The sequence below is a fragment of the Elstera cyanobacteriorum genome (genome assembly GCF_002251735.1).
Classification (GTDB): Bacteria; Pseudomonadota; Alphaproteobacteria; order Elsterales; family Elsteraceae; genus Elstera; species Elstera cyanobacteriorum.
This window is the reverse complement of the sequence record NZ_NOXS01000035.1, coordinates 389,792-410,901: the sequence shown is the minus strand read 5'-3', so window position 1 is coordinate 410,901 and position 21,110 is coordinate 389,792. Positions and strand designations below refer to the sequence as shown.

The following is a 21,110-nucleotide window of genomic DNA, read 5'->3' as shown; positions in this document are numbered from 1 at the left end:
CGATGATCCCTCGTTACAGCCGCCCCAAGATGGTCGCCATTTGGGAGCCCGAAAACCGCTATAAAATCTGGATGGAAATCGAGACGCTCGCCGCCGAAGCGATGGCGGAACTGGGCACGATCCCCAAGGACGTCCCGGTCGCCGTTCGCGCCCGCGGCGCCTTCAATGTGGCGCGAATCGAGGAAATCGAGGCGGAAACCAAGCATGATGTGATCGCCTTCCTGACCAACCTCGCCGAATATGTGGGGGAGGAAGCACGCTTCGTGCATCAGGGCATGACCTCGTCGGACGTGCTCGATACCTGCCTTGCGGTGCAGTTGACCCAGGCCACCGATATTCTGCTGGAAGACCTCGATGGGTTGTTGGCTGCGCTGAAACGCCGCGCCTTCGAGCATAAGCACACGCTGACCGTTGGCCGCAGCCACGGTATCCACGCCGAACCGGTCACCTTCGGCCTGAAGCTCGCGACCTATTACGCCGAGTTTGCCCGCAATAAGGCCCGCCTGCTGGTCGCACGGGAGGAAATCGCTACCTGTGCCATCTCCGGCGCGGTTGGCACCTTCGCCCATCTCGACCCGCGCGTTGAGGAATATGTGGCGGAAAAGCTGGGCCTGAAGCCGGAAACCATCTCGACCCAGGTGATCCCGCGCGACCGGCACGCCGCCTTCTTCGCCACCTTGGGGGTGATCGCTTCCTCCATCGAACGGCTGGCCACGGAAATCCGCCACCTTCAGCGCACCGAAGTGCGCGAGGCGGAAGAGTTTTTCTCGGCGGGGCAAAAGGGCTCCTCCGCCATGCCGCACAAGCGCAATCCGGTGCTGACGGAAAACCTGACCGGCCTCGCCCGTTTGGTCCGCTCCGCCGTGATCCCGGCGATGGAAAACGTGGCTTTGTGGCACGAGCGCGATATTTCGCACTCGTCGGTCGAACGGATGATCGCACCCGATGCGACCGTAACGCTGGATTTCGCCCTCGCCCGATTAACCTCGGTGGTCGATAAGCTGGTGGTCTATCCCGAACGCATGCAGGCGAACCTCGACCTGCTCGGCGGTCTGGTGCATTCGCAGCAGGTCTTGCTCGAACTCACCCAGAAGGGCATGAGCCGCGAGGATGCCTATAAGGCCGTGCAGCGCAACGCTATGGCCTCGTGGAAAGAGGGCAAGAACTACCGCGCCCTGCTGGAAGCCGATGCGGATGTGGCAAAACACCTGACCCCGCAGGACATCGCCGCGCTGTTCGACCTCGGCCAGCATACCCGGCATGTGGATACGCTGTTCAAGCGGGTGTTCGGCGAGGCGTAAGCCGGGCTGGAGTGCAGGAATTGGAGCCGCCGCCAGGGGAAACCTTGGCGGCGGTTTTTTAATAAGCTAGGGTTTCGATAAGCCTTATTAAAGAAAATCGATTATCTGTTTAATAAGCGTACTCTGGAGACGGCCTTATGAAAGCAAGCGCCTTGGCAGCGCGGGTGCGACGAAGCCTCGTTTCGCTTCCGCCGCCGCTTGAGAATATCAAAGCCGTTGTGCCGCCGCTGCCACCGGCAGCCCTGGTTCCGGGGGATCTGCGTTTGCATAGTGAGGCGCAAAAGGCGCTTGGCAAGATCAACGGGTTTGTGCGCGGTTTGCCGGGCCGACGGTTCTTAGCAACCCGGATGCTCGAACGGCAGGAGGCGGTGCATTCCAGCGCGATCGAGGGAACTTATGCGACCCTCGCCGATCTTCTGACGCTGGATGCCGACGAGGGCGATAGCGCCGATGATGTGCTGCAAGTTCGTCAGTATGCCCTGATCCTAGGGGCATCCCTCGGCAATGTCCGCGACGAGGGGATGCGGGCGATTACGGTGCCGTTGTTGCGAAAATTGCATGTGGCCGTGCTAGAAGCCGATCCAAAGGCGAACGGTTGGCGGGGGCGGTTGCGTGCCATGCCCGTGCGGATTGGCGGGCGCAGTTTTGAAACCGCCACCTTCATTCCGCCGCCGCCGGACCAACTCTTTCTATGCCTGTGGCGTCATTTCCGCTGGTTGCGCGACGATGAAATCCGTTTCAAGAACAGTTCCATCGCGCGGATCGCCTGCGCCCATGCGCATTTCGAGGCAATTCATCCGTTTATGGACGGCAACGGGCGTGTCGGACGGTTATTGATGGCCCTCATGTTTGCGGCGGAGGGCGATGAGCCGCTCTATCTGTCGCCCTATATCGACGCCAATAAGGATCACTATTACGCCGCGCTACGGGCGGCGCAGCAGCGCGACGATTGGGGCGCGATGATCGACTTCATCTCAATGGCGACGATTGCAACCGTTGACGAAATCCTACGGGTGCATGACCGGCTTTCGACATTGATTGCCGACTGGCGGGCGCATTTCCAGCCGCGTTCCGGCAGCGTCTTAGATCGTTTGCTCGATCTTCTGCCCGATTACCCCAGCCTCTCCGTGAAGCTGGCGGCGGAGAAACTCGGCGTCACCTATCCGGCGGTCAGCGGCTATATCGAATTGCTGCACAAGGAAGGCATTCTAGTTGAAACCACGGGCCAAGCGCGCAATCGGCGCTTTGTGGCTGATGCGATTGTGGCACTGTTCCAGCCCAACCGGGACTAGGCCTAATTCTCCAACGGCACCCAAGGGATTGCGCCAACCTCAATGCCTTCTTCCGTCAGGGCGGCCCGTTCTTCCGGGGTGCTTTCGCCGTAGATGCCGTGGGCTTCGACTTCGCCGTAGTGAATCTTGCGGGCTTCCTCGGCGAAATTGCCGCCGACGTAATCGCAATCGGCTTCGATCTTGCGGCGCATCTCGCGCAGCATGTGAAGCGCGGTAGCCTGTTTATCGGCTTCTTCGGCGCTGGGGGCGGCGACAGCTTCGGCGGCGGGTTTGGGGGCGGCTTTCGATGAGGGGCGGATGGCCGGGGCCATCAGCGCTTTGCGAATGCCGGTATCGCCGCACATCGGGCAAGAAATCGCGTGCGCCGCCGCTTGCTCGTCATAAGCATTGCTATTGCGGAACCAGGCTTCAAACTCATGCTCGCGGGAGCACAGAAGGCTGTAAACGATCATCTTTCATACATAGAGCCGCTCAGGCGGAAAGAAAAGAGGGCGGCGTAAAGGCGCGGTCGTGGGTGAGCGATGGGATGCGCTGGCGGGCTTTTGTGACCTCGGCCAGATCAAGCGTCGCGAGCAGCAGGCCCGGCTCGGTTCCGGCTTCCGCGATGATTTCCCCCCACGGCGCGACGATTAGGGAATGACCATAGGTGCGCCGCCCTTCGGCATGGGTGCCGGTCTGGGCGGGGGCGAGCACGAAGGCGCCGGTCTCAATCGCCCGCGCCCGCAGCAGCACGTGCCAATGGGCTTCCCCGGTCGGGACGGTGAAGGCGGCGGGAATGGTCAGAATCTCCGCCCCCGCCTGGGCTAGCGCGCGGAACAGGGCCGGGAAGCGCAGATCGTAGCAGACCGACAGGCCGAGCTTGGCGATGGGCGTTGCCACCGTGACCGCCGCACCCCCGGGGGCGATCAGCGCCGATTCGCGGTAGCTTTCGCCGTTCGCCAGATCGACATCGAACAGATGGATTTTATCGTAGCGCGCCGCCACCGACCCATCGGGCGCAAACAACAGCGAGCGGTTGGCGAGCTTGTCGTCGCCGACCTTGACGGCAATCGACCCCGCCAGCAGCCACGCCCCGGTTTCCTGCGCAAGACGCGCGAACAGCGGCGGTAGCGGGTGGGTTTCCTCGGGTTGGGCTTTGGCGCGATGCGCCGCGCGGTCAGGCTCCAGCATGGCGCAGTTTTCCGGCGCCAGAATGAAGCGCGCGCCCTGCGCCGCGGCCGCCCGCACCTGATCTTCCAGGAAAGCGAGATTGGGGGCGAAGTCGCGCGCCGCCGTTTGCTGAATCAGCCCGACCGTCAGCATGCTTAGGCCGCGAGCAGCGGATCAAGCCCGCCCTTGGCGTCCAGCGCGTGCAGATCATCGCAGCCGCCGATATGCTGCCCGTCGATGAAAATCTGCGGCACTGTGTTGCGCCCGCTTGCCCGGTCGCGCATTTCGGCGCGGCGCTTGGGATCGGCGATCACGTCGATTTCCGCCCAGGTCTGGCCTTTGGCCGTCAGCAGGCGTTTGGCCTTGGCGCAATAGGGGCAATACGGATCGATATACATTTCGATAGTGGCCATGATGCTCTCGTTTTGAACAGGGTATGAAGCCTATTTAAGAACAATTCTAAAAAACGTCCAGGGCGATCCGGGCACGGCCCCTATGCGATTTTGAAAGGGTTGCGCAGGGTCAGGCGACCGTCAACGGTCAAACCATCCTGCATATCCTCGGACAGCAAAAGCTCTGCCCCCGCGTGCAAGGCCGCCGCAACCATAACGCTATCGTACAATGACAGGCTATACTCATGGCACAGGCGAAGGGCTGTATGATGGGTTTCCAGCGTAATCGGATGGATTGTGTGGCATAACCGCTGAAAGTCGGCGAGCGCGGCGGCGATATCGGGCCAAGCCATCGCCAGTTTACGCCGCGCAACGGCGGTAAATTCATTCAGGGCCTGCACACTGGTATCGCACCGTTCGGCGAGAAGAACAGCCGCCTGATCACCGCGCGGATCGTCGCTGATCGCGTCGATCAGCACATTGGTATCGAGGAAGGGGCGCGCCACAGTTAGCGCTGGTTAGCGTCGTCGCGATCAAAGCGCCAGCCCGCAGGCAGCGGCTTACGCAATGCCCGCAGCCGGGCCAAGGCAGCCGCTCGGTCGTGATTAGCTTCGATCTCGAAGGTCCGGGTGCCGAGGATGTGGATATTCACATCGTCGCCTTCTTTCAGGTCCAGTGCTTCGACGACCCCAGCAGGAAGACGAATAGCGAGGCTGTTGCCCCAGCGGGCGACTTGCATGACGTTCATCCTTCTGGATAGACATTACTAATGTATATCTAGAAGGATGCTGCCGCAACTCAGTTGAACCGTTCCACCGGCTGATTGAAGAACTTCGGGTCACGGAAATCGAAGATTTTCGGGTCGATGGGATCGCCGAGGCGGGTATCGATCAGCGTCACCTTAGTTTGGCGGCTCTGGCTGTCCAGCACGCTCCATTGTTCGAGCCGGAAGGGGGCGTCGCTGAATTGCAGGGTCAGCTCGCCCTGGTCGGCATCATCGGTTTCGCGGACGGAAACGCGCAGCACGCCCGGCCCGCGGTCGATGCGCGTCACGGTAATATCCTGGCTTAGCCGGAACTTCTCGCGCAGCAGAAAGGCGACGGGGGTGGTGCTGAGCGGCAGGGTGGTCGTCTCCACCAACTCCCGATCATGGTAGATCAGCAAGGTACCATCGGCGATCATGACCACCGGCGAAGGCGGGGCATAATCGAAGCGCATGCGGCCTGGGCGCTGGATATACAAAGCCCCGCGCGAGATTGCGCCCGCATCGGTGACTTGCAGAAACTTGGCCGACAGGGTTTTTAGCCCGTCGAAATAGGTTTCGATGCGGGCGATATCGGCCTTGTCCTGCGGGGTGAGCGGCCAGGGCTTCGCCTTCGCTGCCAGGGCAGGCGCGGCGGCAAGAAGCGGCAGACCGAGCGCGAGAACGGCGAGCAGGGAACGGCGGGCGATGGACACTCTCAAACCTTTCATCAACATGCGGTACCCCCAGTCAAGCCGGGGCTGATGGCGAAATAAGGGCGGTCAGCGCCCGCAAAAAGCAAGCATCCCGTGCGCCGCCTGCACGCCGCTGGCCAGACAGGCGGACAGAAGATAGCCGCCGGTGGGGGCCGCCCAATCGATCATCTCCCCCGCCGCAAACCAGCCCGGGCGGGCCTTCAGCATCAGGCCGGGGGTTAGCCCGTCGAACGCCAAACCGCCTGCCGTTGAAATGGCTTCGGCGATGGGGCGCGGCTGCCCCAGGGTAAGCGGTAAGGCTTTCAGCCGAAGCGCGAGCGTCGGGGGGGCATCCCAGCCCGCCGGGCGGGGTGGTTCGTGCAACAGGGCGAGGGCGGCGGGGGTTAGGCGAAAGCGCTTCTTTAGGAAAGAACTCAGGGAGGCCCCGCCGCGCTGGGCCAGCGTCTCCAACACCGCCGCTTCGGAATAATCGGGCAGCAGATCAATCGTCAGCCGCCCCCCTGGGGCAAGATGATGGGACAGAGCGTAGAGCGCGCTGCCCTCTAACCCATAGTCCGCCAGAATAATCTCGCCGCGTACCCGCTGGCCGCCTGCCGTGAGCGCAACCGTTTTCAGTGGGCTACCCGCTTTTTCCCGCAACACCGGCGACCAGGGAATTTCCCACCCGCAGTTGAACGGCGCGAGCGGCGCTATGGGGCCGGGCAGATGGGCGGTCCAGGTGCCGTCCGACCCAAGATGCGGCCAGCTTGCCCCGCCGAGCGCCAGCAGCACGGCATCGCCTTCGGCGGTCACGGGACCGGTCGGCGTCTCAAAGCGCAGGCGCCGCCCCTCGGCGTCCCCCGTCCAGCGGTGGCGGGGATGGGTGCGCAGGCCCAGCGTGCGCAGCCGCCCCAGCCATGCCCGCAGCAGGGGCGCGGCCTTGAAATCGGTCGGGAAAATCCGGCCAGAGGTGCCGACGAAGGTTTCGACCCCGAGGCCCGCCGCCCAATCGCGGATTGCCTGCGGTGGCAGCGTTTCGATCCACGGGGTAACCGCCCCCTCCGCCGGACCGAAGCGGGCGAGGAAGGCGGGCAGCGGTTCGGAATGGGTTAGGTTCAACCCGCCGCGCCCGGCCAGCAAAAACTTCCGCCCCAGCGACGGCATAGCGTCATAGAGATCGACCGAGGCCCCCGCCGTCAGCAGGGTTTCCGCCGCCATCAACCCCGCCGGGCCGCCGCCGACGATCAGGGCTTTCACGGCACCAGCGGAATATCGTAGCGGACGTAAGGCGTCAGTTTCGCCACACGGTCATAGAGTTTCCGTGCCGTCGTATTGTCTGCATGCGTATGCCAGTAGATGCGATACCAGCCCGCCGTTTTGCCGATGTCCACCAGCGCGTCGATCAGCTTTTCGCCAACCCGCTGGCCGCGCGCGTCGGGGGCGACGAACAGGTCTTCGAGATAGCCGACCAGCCGGGCGCTATTGGTGTGCGGGTGCGGCACATAGTGCAGCAGGCCGACAAGGGCGCCGTCCGCCGCTTCTGCCACAAGGCCGAAGATTGGGGCCGCGGGATCGTGCAAGCGCCGCCAATTGGCTTCCAGCAGGGCAGGGGTATAGCTGCTGTCGTAGAACCGGCCATAGGCGGTGAACAGCGCTTCCCACGCCGCGCGGTCCCCGGCGGCAACGGGGCGAATGGTGATGCTCATGCTTACCGTCCGGCCAGCGTCATGCCATCGACCCGTAAGGTCGGGCTGTCGATGCCGCGCTTCAATTCCAGATCATTTGCCGGGGTGATTGCCCGATACATATCCTTCAGGTTCCCGGCGATTGTGATTTCGCTGACCGGATAGGCGATCTCGCCCTTCTCGATCCAGAAGCCTGCCGCGCCCCGGCTATAGTCGCCGGTCAGGCCATTGACGCCCTGGCCCATGAGATCGGTGACATAGAGCGCGTTTTCGCCCGCATAGAGATCCTGCGGGGACCGGCTGCCCGGCTCCACAATCAAATTGCTGGCCGAGGGGCCGGGCGGGCCAGACGTGCCGCGCGCGGCATGGCCGGTCGGGGCGAGGTTGAGTTGCCGGGCGGAGCGCAAATCGAGCAGCCAGGTCGTCAGCACGCCCTTATCGAACAGGGCGCGGGCCTGCGTCGGCAAGCCTTCAGCGTCATAGGGGCGGGAGCGTAGCCCGCGCCGCCGATGCGGGTCTTCGCGCAGCGTGATCGCGTCGCTGAACACCGCCTGACCGAGTTTATCTTTCAGAAAGCTGGTACCACGCGCGATGCTGGGGCCGGAAATCGCCCCCAAAGCATGGCCGACCAGCCCGCCTGCCACGCGCGGATCGAAGATCACCGGCACTTTGGCCGTGTCGAGCTTGCGCGGGTTCAGCCGCCGCACCGCCCGTTCCGCCGCTGTACGACCGATGGCAACGGGATCGTCCAAATCTTCGGCAAAGAGGGCGGAGGTATAATCGTAATCCCGCTCCATCCCGGTGCCGCTGCCCGCCACGGCGGTCATCGAGATCGAATGCCACGTACTGCGGTTTTCGCCGGCGAACCCGGCAGACGTCACGAGGGCGCTATAGCCTGATCCCCACCCGGCGCTCGCGCCATCGGAATTGGTGACGCCTTGGTAGGCCAGGGCGGTATCTTCCGCCGCGGCGGCGCGGGCGAGCAGCGTATCGATATCCGGTTCAACCGGATCGAAATTATCGAGGATGGGATAGTCTTGCGCCAGCAGATCGGCGGCGGCGATACCGCAGAACGGGTCTTCCGGCGCCAGGCGGGCCATCGCGACGGCGCGGTCCACCATCGCGGTCAGCGCGTCGGGCCGAAGGTCGCTGCTGGAGACGATGGCTTGGCGCTGGCCGATAAAGACGCGCAAGCCTAAATCCTGGCCTTCCGACCGTTCCAGCTTTTCGATCTGTCCGAGGCGCCGTTCGACCGAGACCGAAACGCCGTGATGCAGCACCGCATCGGCGCTATCGGCCCCGGCGGCGCGCGCCTTGGCGATCAGATCGGACAGAAGATCGAGAGTCGGGGGTGTCGTCATGCGCAAGGTCGCCCAACGTGAGAAGCGGAGGGATCACAGAGTGGCGATCCCAGACGCAGGCGACAACCCCCGAAACGCGGTTGGGCAGGTTTATGGTCAGAACTCCCGATAGTTCTGCCCGCTGAGGCGCAACGGGCAGGGTCTATCCGAAGCGGCGACCGGTCTTAGTCCTGCTTGGTCCCGCCCGCCGTTTTGCGATCCCGGCGGGCGAGGGGTTAGAAGGTTTAGTTAGCCTGACGACGCAGGAACGCCGGGATTTCCAGCAGATCGTCGTCCGATGCGCTGGTCATCGGGCGGCTACCGGCATCGCCCAAGCGCGGGGCGGCAGCGGCCGTCGGAGCCGGGGCGGTCGGCGAGGAACCGCCGCCTTGCACGCGGCTTCCCGCAGACGGGGCCACGGTCGGTGCAGCGTCGCGACGGCCTGCCGACAGCGGGTTGGTGAAGCGTTCGAACAGGCTGGGCGAGCGGGCCTTATCCTTCGCCGCCGCCGGGGTAATGGCGGGGGTTGGGACATGGACCGGCTGCATGGCCAGGGCGGCATTCCCGATGCTGGTCGGCTGCGACAGGCTGGGTTCGGCACTGGCGGTCGTGGTCGGCACGACGCGCTGGGTCAGGGCCGGTTCGGTTGCGGCTTCGACGGGCCGGGGCGGAATGAAACCGCCGTCCACCGCCGGGGCGGCCGCGCGCGGCGCCGGGCTGAAGCTGCTGCTCATCGACGGCTGCGGCGCGGCTTGCGGGCGCACCGGTTCGTTGAGGCTCTGGGTCACCACCGGCTGCGGAGCAACGGCGAGATTGCCCTGCACGCCGAACGCCGGGCCGCTGGTCGGGGCGGTTTCGGCGCTCATCATCGGCGCGGCGGCAGCTTGATGCGGCACATGGACCGGGGCGGCGGCCATCGGCGCATAGCCGCTACCAATGCTGGCGGCGCTATTGGAGACGGTATTGTGCAGCGCCGGGCGGCTGGTCGCATCCGTCACCAGCGCGATTTGCGGGCGGCGCGGTTCGGCAGCGGCTTCCGATTCGATCCCGGTGGCGACGACCGAGACGCGGATGCGGCCTTCGAGGCCCTCGTCGAAGGTCGAGCCGAAGATGATGTTGGCGTCCGGGTCCACTTCCTCGCGGATGCGGTTGGCGGCTTCATCGGCTTCGAACAGGGTCATATCGAGACCGCCGGTGATGTTGATCAGCACGGCGCGCGCGCCCTTCATCGAGGCATCGTCGAGCAGCGGGTTGGAGATAGCGGCTTCGGCGGCATCCAGCGCGCGGCGGTCGCCGGTCGCTTCGCCCGTGCCCATCATCGCCTTGCCCATTTCGCTCATCACGGTGCGGATGTCGGCGAAATCGAGGTTGATCAGGCCCGGCATCATCATAAGGTCGGTGACGCCGCGCACGCCCGCGTGCAGTACATCGTCGGCCAGCTTAAAGGCATCGGCGAAGGTGGTGCGCTCGTTGGCGAGACGGAACAGGTTCTGGTTCGGGATGATGATCAGCGTATCGACATACTGCTGAAGATCCTGAATCCCGGCTTCGGCGAGGCGCATGCGGTGCGCGCCTTCAAACTGGAACGGCTTGGTGACGACGCCGACAGTCAAAATCCCGCGTTCGCGCGCCGCACGGGCGATGACCGGGGCCGCGCCCGTGCCCGTGCCGCCGCCCATCCCAGCCGTGATGAAAACCATGTTGGAGCCGTCGAGCTGCTGCATGATTTCTTCGATGCATTCTTCGGCAGCCGCCCGGCCCACGTCCGGCTTCGCCCCGGCGCCGAGGCCGCGGGTGAGGTTGGTGCCAAGCTGAATGCGGCGCGAGGCGAGATTATGCGCCAGCGCCTGATTATCCGTATTGGTCACAACGAATTCGACGCCCTGAAGATTGGCGCGGATCATATTGTTAACGGCATTACCGCCTGCGCCACCGCAGCCTACGACCGTGATACGCGGGCGCAGTTCGTGGTCGGCGGGATTGCTCAAACCGATTTGCATAGCCATTGGGTGCCTCCGCTTCGAAAATACGTGTGATGATCGTGCTTTAGTCGTCTTAGAAGTTTTCTTTGAGCCATAACCCAAGCCGTCCGAGCATTCCGGTTGGCGGTGCCGCGGGTGCCTTACGCCCGCTTTTCGCCGGTTCCGACGTCGGTTGAAGAGCATGGGCGATCAAACCTGTGCAGGTAGCATAGGCTGGACCGGCAAAATCGACCGGCAGACCGTGAAACCCTTGGGGTTTGCCCACACGGACCTGCTTGTCGAGAATATGGGCCGCAAGGTCGCGCACCCCGGAGAGCTGGCTCGCCCCGCCGGAGAGAACGGCCCGTCGGCCCGCAATCTTGTCCAAGCCACTCGCCTCCAAGCGGCTGCGGACAAGTTCGAAAGTCTCTTCCAAGCGGGGTTGGATGATCCCCGTTAGAATAGACTTAGGAATATGGTGCGCGGTCAGGCGGTCATCCTCGCCGACCAGCGGAACTTCGATGATCTCGCGCTCGTCGGCGCTGGCGACCAGGGCCGCGCCGTAAAGCGTTTTCATCCGTTCCGCATGGGCCAGCGGGGTCGATAGCCCGCGCGCAATATCGGTGGTGACATGGCTACCGCCGATGGGCACCGAGTCGGTGAACACCAGCTTGCCATCGAAGAAAACCGCCATGGTGGTGACGCCGCCGCCCATGTCGATCAGCGTGCAGCCCATTTCCCGCTCGTCCTGAACGAGCGTGGACAGGCCAGCGGCATAGGGCGCGGCGACAACGCCGTCGAGTTCCAGATGGCAGCGGGCGATGACCATGGCGAGGGTCTTCAAGGCCGAGGTCGAGGCCGAGACCACATGCATATTCACACCCAGGCGCTGGCCGTACATGCCGCGCGGGTCGCGGATGCCCCGGCTGCCGTCGATGGTAAAGCCCACCGGGATCGTGTGTAGCATCGTGCGGTCGGTGGGTTCGAGGTTCTGCCGCCCGGCTTCCAGCACGCGCCGCACGTCGGCATCGCTGATTTCATGGGATTCGACGGAAAGCTCGTGCTGCGCCACGCGCGACGACAGGTTCCCGCCGGTCATATTGACGATGACGCCGTGAATGGTCTCGCCCGCCATCTGTTCGGCGGCCTGCACAGCGGACAGGATATTCTGTTCGGCAGCGTCGATATCGGCAATCGTCCCGGCCTTGATGCCTTTCGAGCCGATCATGCCAATGCCGGTCACGCGCGGCACACCGCCATCCACCCGCGCAATCAAGCAGGTGGTTTTGGTCGTGCCCAGATCGAGCGTCGCCACAATCCCGTTGCGGGCTTTGGTCGATCCTTTGCGCATGCTCATTCTACCCGTTCCCTCCGCCTGCCGCTTTCGGCGCCGCCTGTTTTTGGGCCGCCGCCGCTGCGGCTGCCGCAGCGGGGCTGAGCTGCACGATCATGCGGTCGGACTGTCGCAGATCGACCGCGACGATATCCCGATCCAGCAGCTTTTGCTGCCGGTGCAGATCGGCGAGTACCCCAAGGGCGACCGCCGGATTTTCTTCCGGTAGGCGCACGTCGATGCCGCTTGCAAGATGCAGGTTCCACCGCCGGTCCCCGACGCGCACGGCGGCAGTGACCAACGGCTTAAGCTGCGGTTCCCCCTCCAGCAGCAGCAGGATTTCTTCCGCCCGCTGCGGAGCGCCCTCGCCGACGATGACCGGCAATTGGGCAAACTCGGCCCCCGGGTCGGTCAGGATGGTCACGCCCTTGGAATCCACCAGATGGAACCGCCCGCCGTTCTGCCATAGGGCATAGGGCGCACGTTCCTGAAGACGGACATATACCGTATCTGGCAACCGCCGCTCGACGATCGCCGATTCGATCCAGGGGAGTGCCTCCAACCGCTGTCGGGCGGCCTCGGCATCGAAGGCTAGAATCGCCTCTCCGCGCCGCGTTTGCAAGGAAGAAAGGATTGTTTCGGCACCGGAACGAACCCGGCCCTCAACGAGAACATCCTGAACGCGCAGCCCGAAACCCGCACCAACCTGGGCAAAAAAGCCCGGGCGCGGCAGGGTGTCACCCCCGGCGGTTCGCACGGGAGTCGTGGGATGTAGCGCAATTGTCACACCGAGCGCGCCGAGCATTCCGACAACGGCAGCTGTGCCAAGGCCCCACAGTGTCGGTTTCAGCCAGCGGTTCGGCGGGCGGCGCTTGGGCGGGTTCGGAATGACGATCAGCGCGCGGCCCGGTTCCTTCGGCGTCGCGGCGACCGGCGGCGGTGCCTTGCGGCTGGGGGAGGTCACGGGCTGGTTCGGCGAGATCAGCCGGGCCTTAAGCTGCGGTTCAATCGGGGCGGCAGGCGGCGGCGCAACCGGGGCGACCGCCGGGCCGGTCAGCAAGCGCTGCGGTTCCGCGATCTTTTTTGCGGCGGCGGGTTTGGCCGCGCGCTTCGGCAGCCAGCCGCCCAGCGCGGCGCGCAGGCGGGCAGCCGCGCCCGGCTTTTCCCGCTTCGGTTCCGTCAGGAAGCTCGGCAGGCTCGGGCGGTCGAGCGGATCGATCTGAAACTCGCTCAGCCCCATCGCGCTTGCTCCACCATCAGGGCCACCAGATCGGCAAAGGCAATACCCTGGCTGCGCGCCGCATCGGGCACCAGCGAGGTCGGGGTCATGCCGGGCTGGGTATTGGTTTCCAGCAGCCAGACGGTGCCGGGGGTTCCTTGCGTATCATCGTAGCGGAAGTCGGAACGGGAAACGCCCCGGCAGCCCAGCGCCTTATGGGCGCGCACGCCCATATCGTAAAGGTCTGCCAGCACCTCCGGCGGCACAGTCGGCGGCATGATATGTTCCGCCTCGCCGCCTTTATATTTCGCCTCATAATCGAAGAAGCCGTGGGCGTGAACGATTTCGATGGCGCCCAATGCACGCGGTTCGCCGGTTTCGGGATCGTCCATGACAGCAACGGTCAACTCCCGCCCGGCGATATAGGGTTCGACCAGGACTTCCTCGCCAAATCCCCATTCCGCCACCGCAGGGCCATTGTCGCCCGGGCGAACCACTTGCACCCCGAAGCTCGATCCCTCGGCGGGGGGCTTCACCACGTAAGGCCGGGCGATAACGTCGCCCGCCAGCACATCCGCTTTCGAATAGACCGCCCCGCCCGGTACGCGCAGCCCTTCGGCGGCAAAAACACGCTTGGCGGCGGGTTTATTCATGGCGAGGGCGGAGGCCAGCACGCCTGAATGGGTATAGGGGATTTCCAAGAGATCGAGGATCGCCTGCACGCGCCCATCCTCGCCGCCCTGGCCGTGCAGCGCGTTGAACACCGCATCGGGCTTTGGGGTGAGGGCGGCAATCAGGGCCGCCGGGTCTTTCGGCGCGTCGATCTCCGTCACCTCGAAGCCTTTTTCGCGCAGGGCCGCCGCGACCGCAGCCCCGGAGGCGAGCGACACGGGGCGCTCGGCAGACCAGCCGCCCATCAAAACGGCGATGCGGCGAAAGCGGCTCATGCGCCTTCTCCTGCGGAAACGCCGATGCGTTTGATTTCCCAGTCCAAGGAAACACCCGAGGTTTCGAGTACGCGGCGGCGCACCTCCTCGCCCAAGGCTTCGATCTCGGCGGCGGTGGCGTCGCCGGTATTGATCAGGAAGTTGGTGTGCTTTTCCGACACTTGCGCGCCGCCCAAGCGCAGGCCCCGGCACCCGGCCTTGTCGATCAGTTCCCAGGCCTTTTGGCCGGGCGGATTCTTGAAGGTGGAGCCGCCGGTTTTGGCGCGGATCGGCTGGCTCGCTTCGCGGTTGGCGCGAATTTCGGCAAGATGCTGGCCGATGGTTTTGGGATCGGCTTCCCGGCCCTGCATCCGCGCACCGGTGAAGATCCAATCGGCAGGCGCGTCGGAATGGCGGTAGGTCAGACCCATCTCGGTCAGGGTAGCGGTGCGCCGATTGCCCTTCCGGTCGAGCGCGCGGGCTTCCACCAGCACTTGCGCCATGTCGCCGCCATAGGCCCCGGCGTTCATGCGCAGGGCGCCGCCAATGGTGCCGGGCACGCCCGACAGAAACTCCAGTCCGGCAATCCCAGCGTCGCCCGCCGTCAGGGCGGTATTGAGGTCAAGCGCCGCCGCCCCTGCCGTGACCTGGGTTCCATCCGTTGTGATCGTGGCGAAGCCTTTGCCGAGGCGCAACACGACGCCCGGCACGCCGCCATCGCGCACCAGAAGGTTGGAGCCGACGCCGATCACCGTCACCGGCACCTCGGGCGGCAGGGCGGCGAGCAGGGTGGCGAGATCTTCCTCATCCGCCGGGCGCACCAAGACTTCCGCTGGGCCGCCGACGGCGAACCAAGTGATCGCGCTCAAGGGCGCGTTCGGCGTTACCCGCCCGCGCAGCTTGGGCAGGCGGTCGGCCAGCGGAATGGCGCTGTCGGGGCGGAGGAGGGCGATCATTGCGCCCCCCCGCTCACGGGTTCGCCGTAGAGTTCGGCCAATTGCCCCGGCAGGGCGTGCGCCCAATTGGTGACGGTCCCCGCCCCAAGGCAGACCACCATATCGGACGGGCGGGCCATGTCTTTGATGATTTTTGGCAGATCGTCTGGGCTTTCCAGCGGGCGCACGAAGCGGTGGCCGCGCTGCTTCATCCCGGCGACCATCGCATCGCGCGTCACGCCCTCGATCGGCGCTTCGCCCGCTGCATAAATATCGGCGACGATCACCGCGTCGGCATCGTTGAAGCAGGTGCAGAAATCTTCGAACAGGTCGCGGACGCGGCTGTAGCGATGCGGCTGCACCACGGCGATCACCCGGCCCCGGCAGCCCGAGCGGGCGGCTTTGAGCACGGCGGCGATTTCGACCGGATGATGCCCATAATCGTCAATCACCGTAATGCCACGCACTTCGCCCGTACGGGTAAAGCGGCGCTTCACGCCTTTGAACCCGGCCAACCCGCGCCGGATGGTATCGTCGTCGATACCCATTTCCAGCGACACGGCAATCGCCGCGAGCGAGTTCTGGACATTGTGGGTGCCGAGCATGGGAAGCTGAACATTGCGCAGAATGCGCGTCGGTCCGCCCATGCGGTCGCGGATTTCCACATCGTAGCGCGCGCCGCCGGGCTGCATCGATAGGTTCAGGCCGCGCACGTCGGCTTGCGGCGACAGACCATAGGTGACGATGCGGCGGTCGAGCTTCGGGATCATCGCCTGCACGCCGGGATGGTCGATGCACAGCGTGGCAAACCCGTAGAAGGGGATGTTCTCGACGAAGGTTTGGAAGGCTTCCTGCACCTTATCGAAGGTGCCGTAATGGTCGAGGTGTTCCGGGTCGATGTTCGTCACCACCGCGATGACGGAGGGCAGGCGGGTAAAGGTGCCGTCGCTTTCGTCGGCCTCCACCACCATCCAGTCGCCCGCGCCTAAACGGGCATTGGTGCCGTAAGCGTTGATGATGCCGCCGTTGATGACGGTCGGATCGAGGCCCGCCGCATCGAGCATGGCGGCGATCATCGAGGTCGTCGTCGTCTTGCCGTGGGTGCCGCCGATGGCGACCGACCATTTCAGGCGCATGAGTTCGCCCAGCATTTCGGCGCGGCGGACCACCGGGATCATCCGCTCGACGGCGGCGATGACTTCCGGGTTGTCGCGCTTGACGGCAGAGGAGATGACCAGCACCTGCGCATCGTCGAGATTTTCGGCGCGGTGGCCGATTTCGACCGGAATGCCCAGCGACCGCAGGCGCTTGACATTGGCGTTATCCGCCTGGTCGGAGCCGCGCACCTTATAGCCGAGATTGTGCAGAATCTCGGCGATCCCGGACATGCCGATGCCGCCGATCCCGACGAAATGTAGGGTTCCGATGGACAGGGGCATCGCTCTCATGGGGCGTCTCCAGAAACTTGGGCCAGCACGAGATCGGCAAGCCGGGCGGCAGCATCGGGTTTCGCCAGGGCGCGGGCGGCTTTCGCCGCCTCAAGCAGCCCGGCGGGATTGGTCAGAAGCTCGGTCACACGCCGGGTTAGCCCGCCGGTCGCAAGCGCTTCTTGCGGCAGCAACCAAGCGGCGCCGTGGTCGGACAGGGCGCGGGCGTTGACGGTCTGGTGATCGTCGGCGGAGTTTGGCAGCGGAATCAGGATCGACGGGCGCCCGGCGGCGGTCAGTTCTGCGACCGTCGAGGCCCCCGCCCGGGCGATGACCAGATGGGCCAGGGTCAGGCGTTTCGCCATATCGCCGAAGAAAGGGGCGCAGTCGGCCTTAATCCCGGCTTCGCGATAGATCTCTTGCGCGGTGTGAACATCCTCGGCCCGCACTTGATGCGATACGATCAGCATATCGCGCAGCACTTGCGGCAGGCTGGCAAGGGCGGGGGGAATAGTTTCACCAAACACCCGTGCGCCCTGGCTGCCGCCGGTGATGAGAATATGGAACCGTTCGGTCGGCAGGCTGAATTCCGGCACGGCGGCAATCGCCGCGCGCACGGGGTTGCCGATCCACGGTGTCGGCACCCGCAACGACGGCAGCGCGAGCGTGCGCTCGAAACTGGTTGCCAGCAGCCGGGCACGGTCCAGCAGCAGGCGGTTGGCCCGGCCCAGCACGGAATTCTGTTCGTGCAGCACGGTCGGCAGCCCCAGGCGTTGGGCGGCAAGCATCGGCGGGACGGAGGGATAACCGCCGAAGCCGACACAGGCGGCGGGCCTCAACTGTTTCAAGAGCGCCCGGCTAGCCAGGAAACCGCGCACGAGCGTGATCGCCCCGCGCGCCCGGCCCCAGAAACCCTTCCCCAACATCGCGGCGGAGGGGACAACGTGCAGGTCCAGCCCTTCCTGCTTCACGCCCAAGGCCTTGCCGCGACCATCGGTGATCAGGGCCGTCCGATAGCCACGCGCGATCAACTCGCCCGCCAGCGCTTCGGCGGGGAAGACGTGACCGCCGGTGCCCCCGGCAGCGAGAACGATCAGGGGGGCGCTCACAGGTCGCTCTCCCCAAACCGGCGGCGCGTCAGCCCCAGCAGCATGCCCATCCCGATGGCAATGGCGAACAGCGACGACAGACCGTAGGAAATGAACGGCAGCGTCATGCCCTTCGTCGGGATCATGTGCAGGGTGGAGGCCATGTTGATGAAGGCTTGCAGGCCGAATTGCACCAGCAGGCCGGTCCCGGCCAGTAGCACGAACAGGTTCGATTCGTGCAGCAGCTTGGCAAAGCCGCGCAGCACGATGAAACCGAACAGCGCAACGATGATCAGGCAGGTGATCAGCCCATATTCTTCACCCGCGACGGCGAAGATGAAGTCGGCATGCACGTCAGGAATAAAGGCTTTGGCGATGCCCTCGCCCGGCCCCCGCCCAAAGGCGCCGCCATTGGCAAACGCATCCATCGCCTTATCAACCTGATAGCGGTCGCCCGCCGCAGGATCAAGGAAGCGGTCGATGCGGCTAGCGACGTGCGGCAGCAGGAAATAGGCGCCGATCAGCCCCGTTACCGCGCCGACGCCACCGATCAGCACGAACAGCATCGGCAGGCCCGCCAGAAAGAACTGAATGAGCCAAATGGCGGTGATCACCACGGTCATGCCCAGGTCGGGCTGCTTCAGCAGCAGGGCGACGACGACGCCATAGAGCGCGCCGGAAATCAAAAAGCCCGGCACGCCGCTGCCCTTGCGCTGTTCGGAGAACATCCAGGCGGCAACGACGGCAAAGCAGGGTTTGACGAATTCCGAGGGCTGGATCGACTGGCCCGCCAAGGATATCCAGCGCCGCGCGCCTTTGATCTCCTGGCCCGCGACCAGCGTTAACGCCAGCGCTGCAATTCCGCCGATAAAGCCGACGACCGCCAAGCGGCGAATGTTGCGCGGCGACAGCAGGGAAATCCCGATCATCACGATCAGGGCTGCGGGCAGCACCATCAACTGACGTTTGACGAAGTGAAAACTGTCGGAAATACCGATGCGGGTGGCTACGGCGGGGCTGGCGGCCAGGATCAGCATCGCGCCGATCCCCGCCAGCACTAGCAGGGCCGCCAGGGTCATGCGGTCTACCGTCCACCACCAGCGCCCAACGATGGAGCGGTCGGCGCGGGAGAAGCTGGTCAACCCGGTCATTCGGCGCCCCCCGTGCGGCTGAGGTTTTCCACCAACTGTCGGAAATGATCGCCGCGATGCTCGAAGCTTTTGTACTGATCGAAGCTGGCGCAGGCGGGGGAGAGTAGGACCACCTCGCCCGGCTTCGCGGCTTCCCGCGCTTCGCGCACGGCCACTTCCAGGGTGCCGCAGGCTTTCGGGACGATCCCGCCCGCCACCAAGGTTTCGGCAAAGGTACTGCTGGCCTCGCCGATCAGATAGGCACCGCGCACGCGCGGGAAATGGGCGGCCAGCGAATCGATCCCGCCCGCTTTGGCGACCCCGCCCAAAATCCAATGGATCGCGGGATAGCAAACCAACGCCCGTTCCGCCGCATCGGCATTGGTCGCCTTGCTATCGTTGATATAGGCGACGCCATCGAGCGTGCTCACCCATTCCTGCCGATGGGCAAGGCCGGGGAAGCGGGTGATCGCCTCGGCAATCGCGTCGGGCGCAACCCCGGCGTGGCGGGCTGCGGCATAGGCGGCACAGATATTCTGCGCATTGTGCCGGCCCGGCAGGCGCGGTGCGCGGTCCAGCGCAAACACCGGCACGGCGGCACCGTCGAGATCGTCGATCACCTGACCGTCGAGGGCATAGACGCCGCCCGCGACCGGCGCCAGCACCGAGATGGGCACAACGCGCGGGGCGCGGTCGGCGCGGCGGACCTTATCGGCCATCCCCCGGCTGGGGGCGTCATCCATGCCGATGATCGCCCAATCCGGTTCGCCCTGATGGTGGAAGATTTCGGCCTTCGCTTGAATATACCCGTCCATGCCGCCGTGACGGTCGAGATGGTCGGCGGTGATATTCAGCAAAATTGCCGTGCGGGCCGAGAGGCTCGGCACTCGTTCAAGCTGATAGGACGAGAGTTCCAGCACATAGGTTCCTTCCGGCCCGAAAGCGGGCAGGGTAAGGGCTGGAACGCCGATATTGCCGCCCATGGCGACCGGCAGCCCGGCATCGCGCAGGATATGGTCGATCAGCGCCGTCGTCGTCGATTTGCCGTTGGTGCCCGTCACCGCGATCACCGGGGCGGCGGTCTGGGTTGAGAGTAGCAGATCGACATCGACAAGGATCGGCACCCCGGCCGCCCGCGCGGCGTCGGCAGCGGCGTGGGGCTTCGGGTAAGAATGGGGAATGCCCGGCGATAGGATCAGCGCAGTCAACTGTTCCCACGGCATCGCCACCACGGGGGTCAGCGTAAGCCCTGCCGCCAAAGCCGCATCGCGCGCCGGGGCATTATCGTCCCAGGCGTAAACGATTGCCCCGGCTTGACTCAAAGCCTGAGCCGCGACCAAGCCCGACCGGGCGAGGCCGACGACGGCAACCTGCTTATTGCGGTAGGCGGTGGGCAGAATCATGGAAACTCCTACCGCAGCTTTAGGGTGGAAAGACCGATCAGCGCCAGGACGGAGGCGATGATCCAAAATCGGATAACGATGGTGGGTTCGGCCCAGCCCTTCTTTTCGAAGTGATGGTGCAGCGGCGCCATGCGGAACACGCGCTTGCCGGTCAGCTTATAGCTGGCGACCTGAACGATGACCGACACGGTTTCCAGCACGAACAGCCCACCGATGATCGCCAGCACAATTTCATGCTTGGTGATCACCGCGACCATGCCCAACGCGCCGCCGAGGGAGAGGGAGCCGGTATCGCCCATGAAGACGCGCGCGGGCGGCGCGTTGAACCATAGAAAACCCAAGCCCGCCCCGGTCAGCGCCCCGCAGAAAACCGCCATTTCCCCAGCGCCGGGGACGGAGGGGATTTGCAAATAGGCGGAGAAAACCGCGTTCCCAACGAGGTAGGAGATCAGCGCGTAACAGCCCGCCGCGATCATCACCGGCACGATGGCCAACCCGTCCAACCCGTCGGTCAGGTTCACCGCATTCCCGGCGCCGACGATGATGAAGACCGCCACCGGCACGAAGAACCAGCCGATATTGATCATCAACTGCTTCAAGAAGGGGATCGCGAGGCTTGTCGAAAGCGGGTCGCGGGTAATCATCATCACCCACACCACGGCCCCCAACGCGATAGCGATTTCAAACACCAGTTTGATGCGGCCGTTAAGACCCTTGGGGTTCTTCTTACTGACCTTCAGGAAGTCATCGGCAAACCCGATCACGCCATAACCGATGGTCACCAGCAGCACCGCCCACACGTACCCCGACGATAGATCGGCCCACAGCAGGGTCGAGATCGCCAGCGCCAGCAGGATCAAGAAGCCGCCCATTGTCGGCGTGCCCTTTTTGGCGAGATGCCCTTCCGGCCCGTCGGTGCGGATCGGCTGCCCCTGCCCCTGCTTCAACCGCAGCCATAGAATCACCTTCGGCCCCGCGAAGAGCGCGATGAACAGTGCCGTCAAAATGGCCCCGCCCGTCCGAAACGTTAAGTATCGGAACAGGTTGAAGAGCAAAAACTCTTCGGCCAGCGGTGCCAGAAGATTGAACAGC

21 protein-coding genes are annotated in these 21,110 nt (G+C 64.7%); 2 read left to right on the top strand and 19 right to left on the bottom strand.

Going from position 1 to position 21,110, the window contains the following annotated elements; translation table 11 throughout:
• Positions 1–2 precede the first annotated feature (2 nt).
• Positions 3–1,301 carry an adenylosuccinate lyase gene (purB, locus tag CHR90_RS18445; protein ID WP_094410579.1) on the top strand — a complete coding sequence of 433 codons (1,299 nt, stop codon included), beginning with the start codon at positions 3–5 and terminating at the stop codon, positions 1,299–1,301.
• Positions 1,302–1,438: 137 nt separating this feature from the next.
• The gene (locus tag CHR90_RS18440) at positions 1,439–2,593 is read left to right on the top strand and encodes a Fic family protein (RefSeq protein WP_094410578.1); all 1,155 of its coding nucleotides are present in this window, start codon (positions 1,439–1,441) and stop codon (positions 2,591–2,593) included.
• Positions 2,594–2,595: 2 nt separating this feature from the next.
• Here the strand turns inward: CHR90_RS18440 and CHR90_RS18435 are convergent, their stop codons facing one another.
• From CHR90_RS18435 to mraY, 19 genes are all read right to left on the bottom strand, one after another.
• Positions 2,596–3,045: a DUF1178 family protein gene (locus CHR90_RS18435; protein WP_094410577.1), complete on the bottom strand. Its 450-nt coding sequence runs from the start codon at positions 3,043–3,045 to the stop codon at positions 2,596–2,598.
• 19 nt (positions 3,046–3,064) lie between these two features.
• The gene (locus tag CHR90_RS18430; RefSeq protein ID WP_094410576.1) at positions 3,065–3,895 is read right to left on the bottom strand and encodes a carbon-nitrogen hydrolase family protein; all 831 of its coding nucleotides are present in this window, start codon (positions 3,893–3,895) and stop codon (positions 3,065–3,067) included.
• Positions 3,896–3,897: 2 nt separating this feature from the next.
• Entirely contained in the window at positions 3,898–4,155 is a 258-nt protein-coding gene (gene grxC, locus CHR90_RS18425) for a glutaredoxin 3 (RefSeq protein ID WP_094410575.1), read from the bottom strand.
• Between the two features lie 80 nt (positions 4,156–4,235).
• On the bottom strand, positions 4,236–4,640 hold the full coding sequence (locus tag CHR90_RS18420) for a PIN domain-containing protein (protein WP_094410574.1): 405 nt from the start codon (positions 4,638–4,640) through the stop codon (positions 4,236–4,238).
• Between the two features lie 2 nt (positions 4,641–4,642).
• Entirely contained in the window at positions 4,643–4,873 is a 231-nt protein-coding gene (locus CHR90_RS18415; protein WP_094410718.1) for an AbrB/MazE/SpoVT family DNA-binding domain-containing protein, read from the bottom strand.
• Positions 4,874–4,932: 59 nt separating this feature from the next.
• Positions 4,933–5,613: a LolA family protein gene (locus CHR90_RS18410; RefSeq protein WP_094410573.1), complete on the bottom strand. Its 681-nt coding sequence runs from the start codon at positions 5,611–5,613 to the stop codon at positions 4,933–4,935.
• A 45-nt stretch (positions 5,614–5,658) separates the two neighbouring features.
• Positions 5,659–6,828 (bottom strand): TIGR03862 family flavoprotein, encoded by a 1,170-nt coding sequence (locus tag CHR90_RS18405; RefSeq protein WP_212668726.1) that lies wholly within the window; start codon positions 6,826–6,828, stop codon positions 5,659–5,661.
• Positions 6,825–7,277 carry a GNAT family N-acetyltransferase gene (locus tag CHR90_RS18400; RefSeq protein ID WP_094410572.1) on the bottom strand — a complete coding sequence of 151 codons (453 nt, stop codon included), beginning with the start codon at positions 7,275–7,277 and terminating at the stop codon, positions 6,825–6,827. The genes CHR90_RS18405 and CHR90_RS18400 overlap by 4 nt, the downstream gene beginning before the upstream one ends.
• A gap of 2 nt (positions 7,278–7,279) precedes the next feature.
• The gene (locus CHR90_RS18395; protein WP_094410571.1) at positions 7,280–8,617 is read right to left on the bottom strand and encodes a TldD/PmbA family protein; all 1,338 of its coding nucleotides are present in this window, start codon (positions 8,615–8,617) and stop codon (positions 7,280–7,282) included.
• A 224-nt stretch (positions 8,618–8,841) separates the two neighbouring features.
• A complete protein-coding gene (gene ftsZ / locus CHR90_RS18390; protein WP_229671530.1) occupies positions 8,842–10,602 on the bottom strand; it encodes a cell division protein FtsZ in 1,761 nt (586 codons plus the stop codon).
• A 49-nt stretch (positions 10,603–10,651) separates the two neighbouring features.
• The gene (gene ftsA, locus CHR90_RS18385) at positions 10,652–11,914 is read right to left on the bottom strand and encodes a cell division protein FtsA (RefSeq protein ID WP_229671529.1); all 1,263 of its coding nucleotides are present in this window, start codon (positions 11,912–11,914) and stop codon (positions 10,652–10,654) included.
• A gap of 1 nt (position 11,915) precedes the next feature.
• Positions 11,916–13,130: a cell division protein FtsQ/DivIB gene (locus tag CHR90_RS18380; protein ID WP_094410568.1), complete on the bottom strand. Its 1,215-nt coding sequence runs from the start codon at positions 13,128–13,130 to the stop codon at positions 11,916–11,918.
• Positions 13,121–14,056 (bottom strand): D-alanine--D-alanine ligase, encoded by a 936-nt coding sequence (locus CHR90_RS18375; protein ID WP_094410567.1) that lies wholly within the window; start codon positions 14,054–14,056, stop codon positions 13,121–13,123. The genes CHR90_RS18380 and CHR90_RS18375 overlap by 10 nt, the downstream gene beginning before the upstream one ends.
• The gene (gene murB / locus CHR90_RS18370) at positions 14,053–14,991 is read right to left on the bottom strand and encodes a UDP-N-acetylmuramate dehydrogenase (RefSeq protein WP_094410566.1); all 939 of its coding nucleotides are present in this window, start codon (positions 14,989–14,991) and stop codon (positions 14,053–14,055) included. Before murB ends, CHR90_RS18375 begins: the two co-directional genes overlap by 4 nt.
• The gene (murC, locus tag CHR90_RS18365) at positions 14,988–16,418 is read right to left on the bottom strand and encodes a UDP-N-acetylmuramate--L-alanine ligase (protein WP_094410565.1); all 1,431 of its coding nucleotides are present in this window, start codon (positions 16,416–16,418) and stop codon (positions 14,988–14,990) included. The genes murB and murC overlap by 4 nt, the downstream gene beginning before the upstream one ends.
• Entirely contained in the window at positions 16,415–17,506 is a 1,092-nt protein-coding gene (murG, locus tag CHR90_RS18360) for an undecaprenyldiphospho-muramoylpentapeptide beta-N-acetylglucosaminyltransferase (protein WP_094410564.1), read from the bottom strand. Before murG ends, murC begins: the two co-directional genes overlap by 4 nt.
• Complete coding sequence (locus CHR90_RS18355; RefSeq protein ID WP_094410563.1) at positions 17,503–18,636, bottom strand: FtsW/RodA/SpoVE family cell cycle protein; 1,134 nt, start codon at positions 18,634–18,636, stop codon at positions 17,503–17,505. The genes murG and CHR90_RS18355 overlap by 4 nt, the downstream gene beginning before the upstream one ends.
• Positions 18,633–20,018 (bottom strand): UDP-N-acetylmuramoyl-L-alanine--D-glutamate ligase, encoded by a 1,386-nt coding sequence (murD, locus tag CHR90_RS18350; RefSeq protein WP_094410562.1) that lies wholly within the window; start codon positions 20,016–20,018, stop codon positions 18,633–18,635. The genes CHR90_RS18355 and murD overlap by 4 nt, the downstream gene beginning before the upstream one ends.
• A gap of 8 nt (positions 20,019–20,026) precedes the next feature.
• Positions 20,027–21,109, bottom strand: coding sequence for a phospho-N-acetylmuramoyl-pentapeptide-transferase (gene mraY, locus CHR90_RS18345; RefSeq protein ID WP_373283878.1), 1,083 nt, complete (start codon positions 21,107–21,109; stop codon positions 20,027–20,029).
• Between the last annotated feature and the right edge of the window lies 1 nt (position 21,110).

Bases quoted from the DNA above. Each gene is read 5' to 3' on its own strand.
- CHR90_RS18395 (WP_094410571.1), bottom strand. From the start codon at position 8,617: ATGACGACACCCCCGACTCTCGATCTTCTGTCCGATCTGATCGCCAAG.
- ftsA (WP_229671529.1), bottom strand. From the start codon at position 11,914: ATGAGCATGCGCAAAGGATCGACCAAAGCCCGCAACGGGATTGTGGCG.
- CHR90_RS18435 (WP_094410577.1), bottom strand. From the start codon at position 3,045: ATGATCGTTTACAGCCTTCTGTGCTCCCGCGAGCATGAGTTTGAAGCC.
- CHR90_RS18380 (WP_094410568.1), bottom strand. From the start codon at position 13,130: ATGGGGCTGAGCGAGTTTCAGATCGATCCGCTCGACCGCCCGAGCCTG.
- grxC (WP_094410575.1), bottom strand. From the start codon at position 4,155: ATGGCCACTATCGAAATGTATATCGATCCGTATTGCCCCTATTGCGCC.
- CHR90_RS18355 (WP_094410563.1), bottom strand. From the start codon at position 18,636: ATGACCGGGTTGACCAGCTTCTCCCGCGCCGACCGCTCCATCGTTGGG.
- CHR90_RS18430 (WP_094410576.1), bottom strand. From the start codon at position 3,895: ATGCTGACGGTCGGGCTGATTCAGCAAACGGCGGCGCGCGACTTCGCC.
- ftsZ (WP_229671530.1), bottom strand. From the start codon at position 10,602: ATGGCTATGCAAATCGGTTTGAGCAATCCCGCCGACCACGAACTGCGC.
- CHR90_RS18440 (WP_094410578.1), top strand. From the start codon at position 1,439: ATGAAAGCAAGCGCCTTGGCAGCGCGGGTGCGACGAAGCCTCGTTTCG.
- CHR90_RS18400 (WP_094410572.1), bottom strand. From the start codon at position 7,277: ATGAGCATCACCATTCGCCCCGTTGCCGCCGGGGACCGCGCGGCGTGG.
- CHR90_RS18375 (WP_094410567.1), bottom strand. From the start codon at position 14,056: ATGAGCCGCTTTCGCCGCATCGCCGTTTTGATGGGCGGCTGGTCTGCC.
- CHR90_RS18410 (WP_094410573.1), bottom strand. From the start codon at position 5,613: ATGTTGATGAAAGGTTTGAGAGTGTCCATCGCCCGCCGTTCCCTGCTC.
- murB (WP_094410566.1), bottom strand. From the start codon at position 14,991: ATGATCGCCCTCCTCCGCCCCGACAGCGCCATTCCGCTGGCCGACCGC.
- murC (WP_094410565.1), bottom strand. From the start codon at position 16,418: ATGAGAGCGATGCCCCTGTCCATCGGAACCCTACATTTCGTCGGGATC.
- purB (WP_094410579.1), top strand. From the start codon at position 3: ATGATCCCTCGTTACAGCCGCCCCAAGATGGTCGCCATTTGGGAGCCC.
- murD (WP_094410562.1), bottom strand. From the start codon at position 20,018: ATGATTCTGCCCACCGCCTACCGCAATAAGCAGGTTGCCGTCGTCGGC.
- CHR90_RS18415 (WP_094410718.1), bottom strand. From the start codon at position 4,873: ATGCAAGTCGCCCGCTGGGGCAACAGCCTCGCTATTCGTCTTCCTGCT.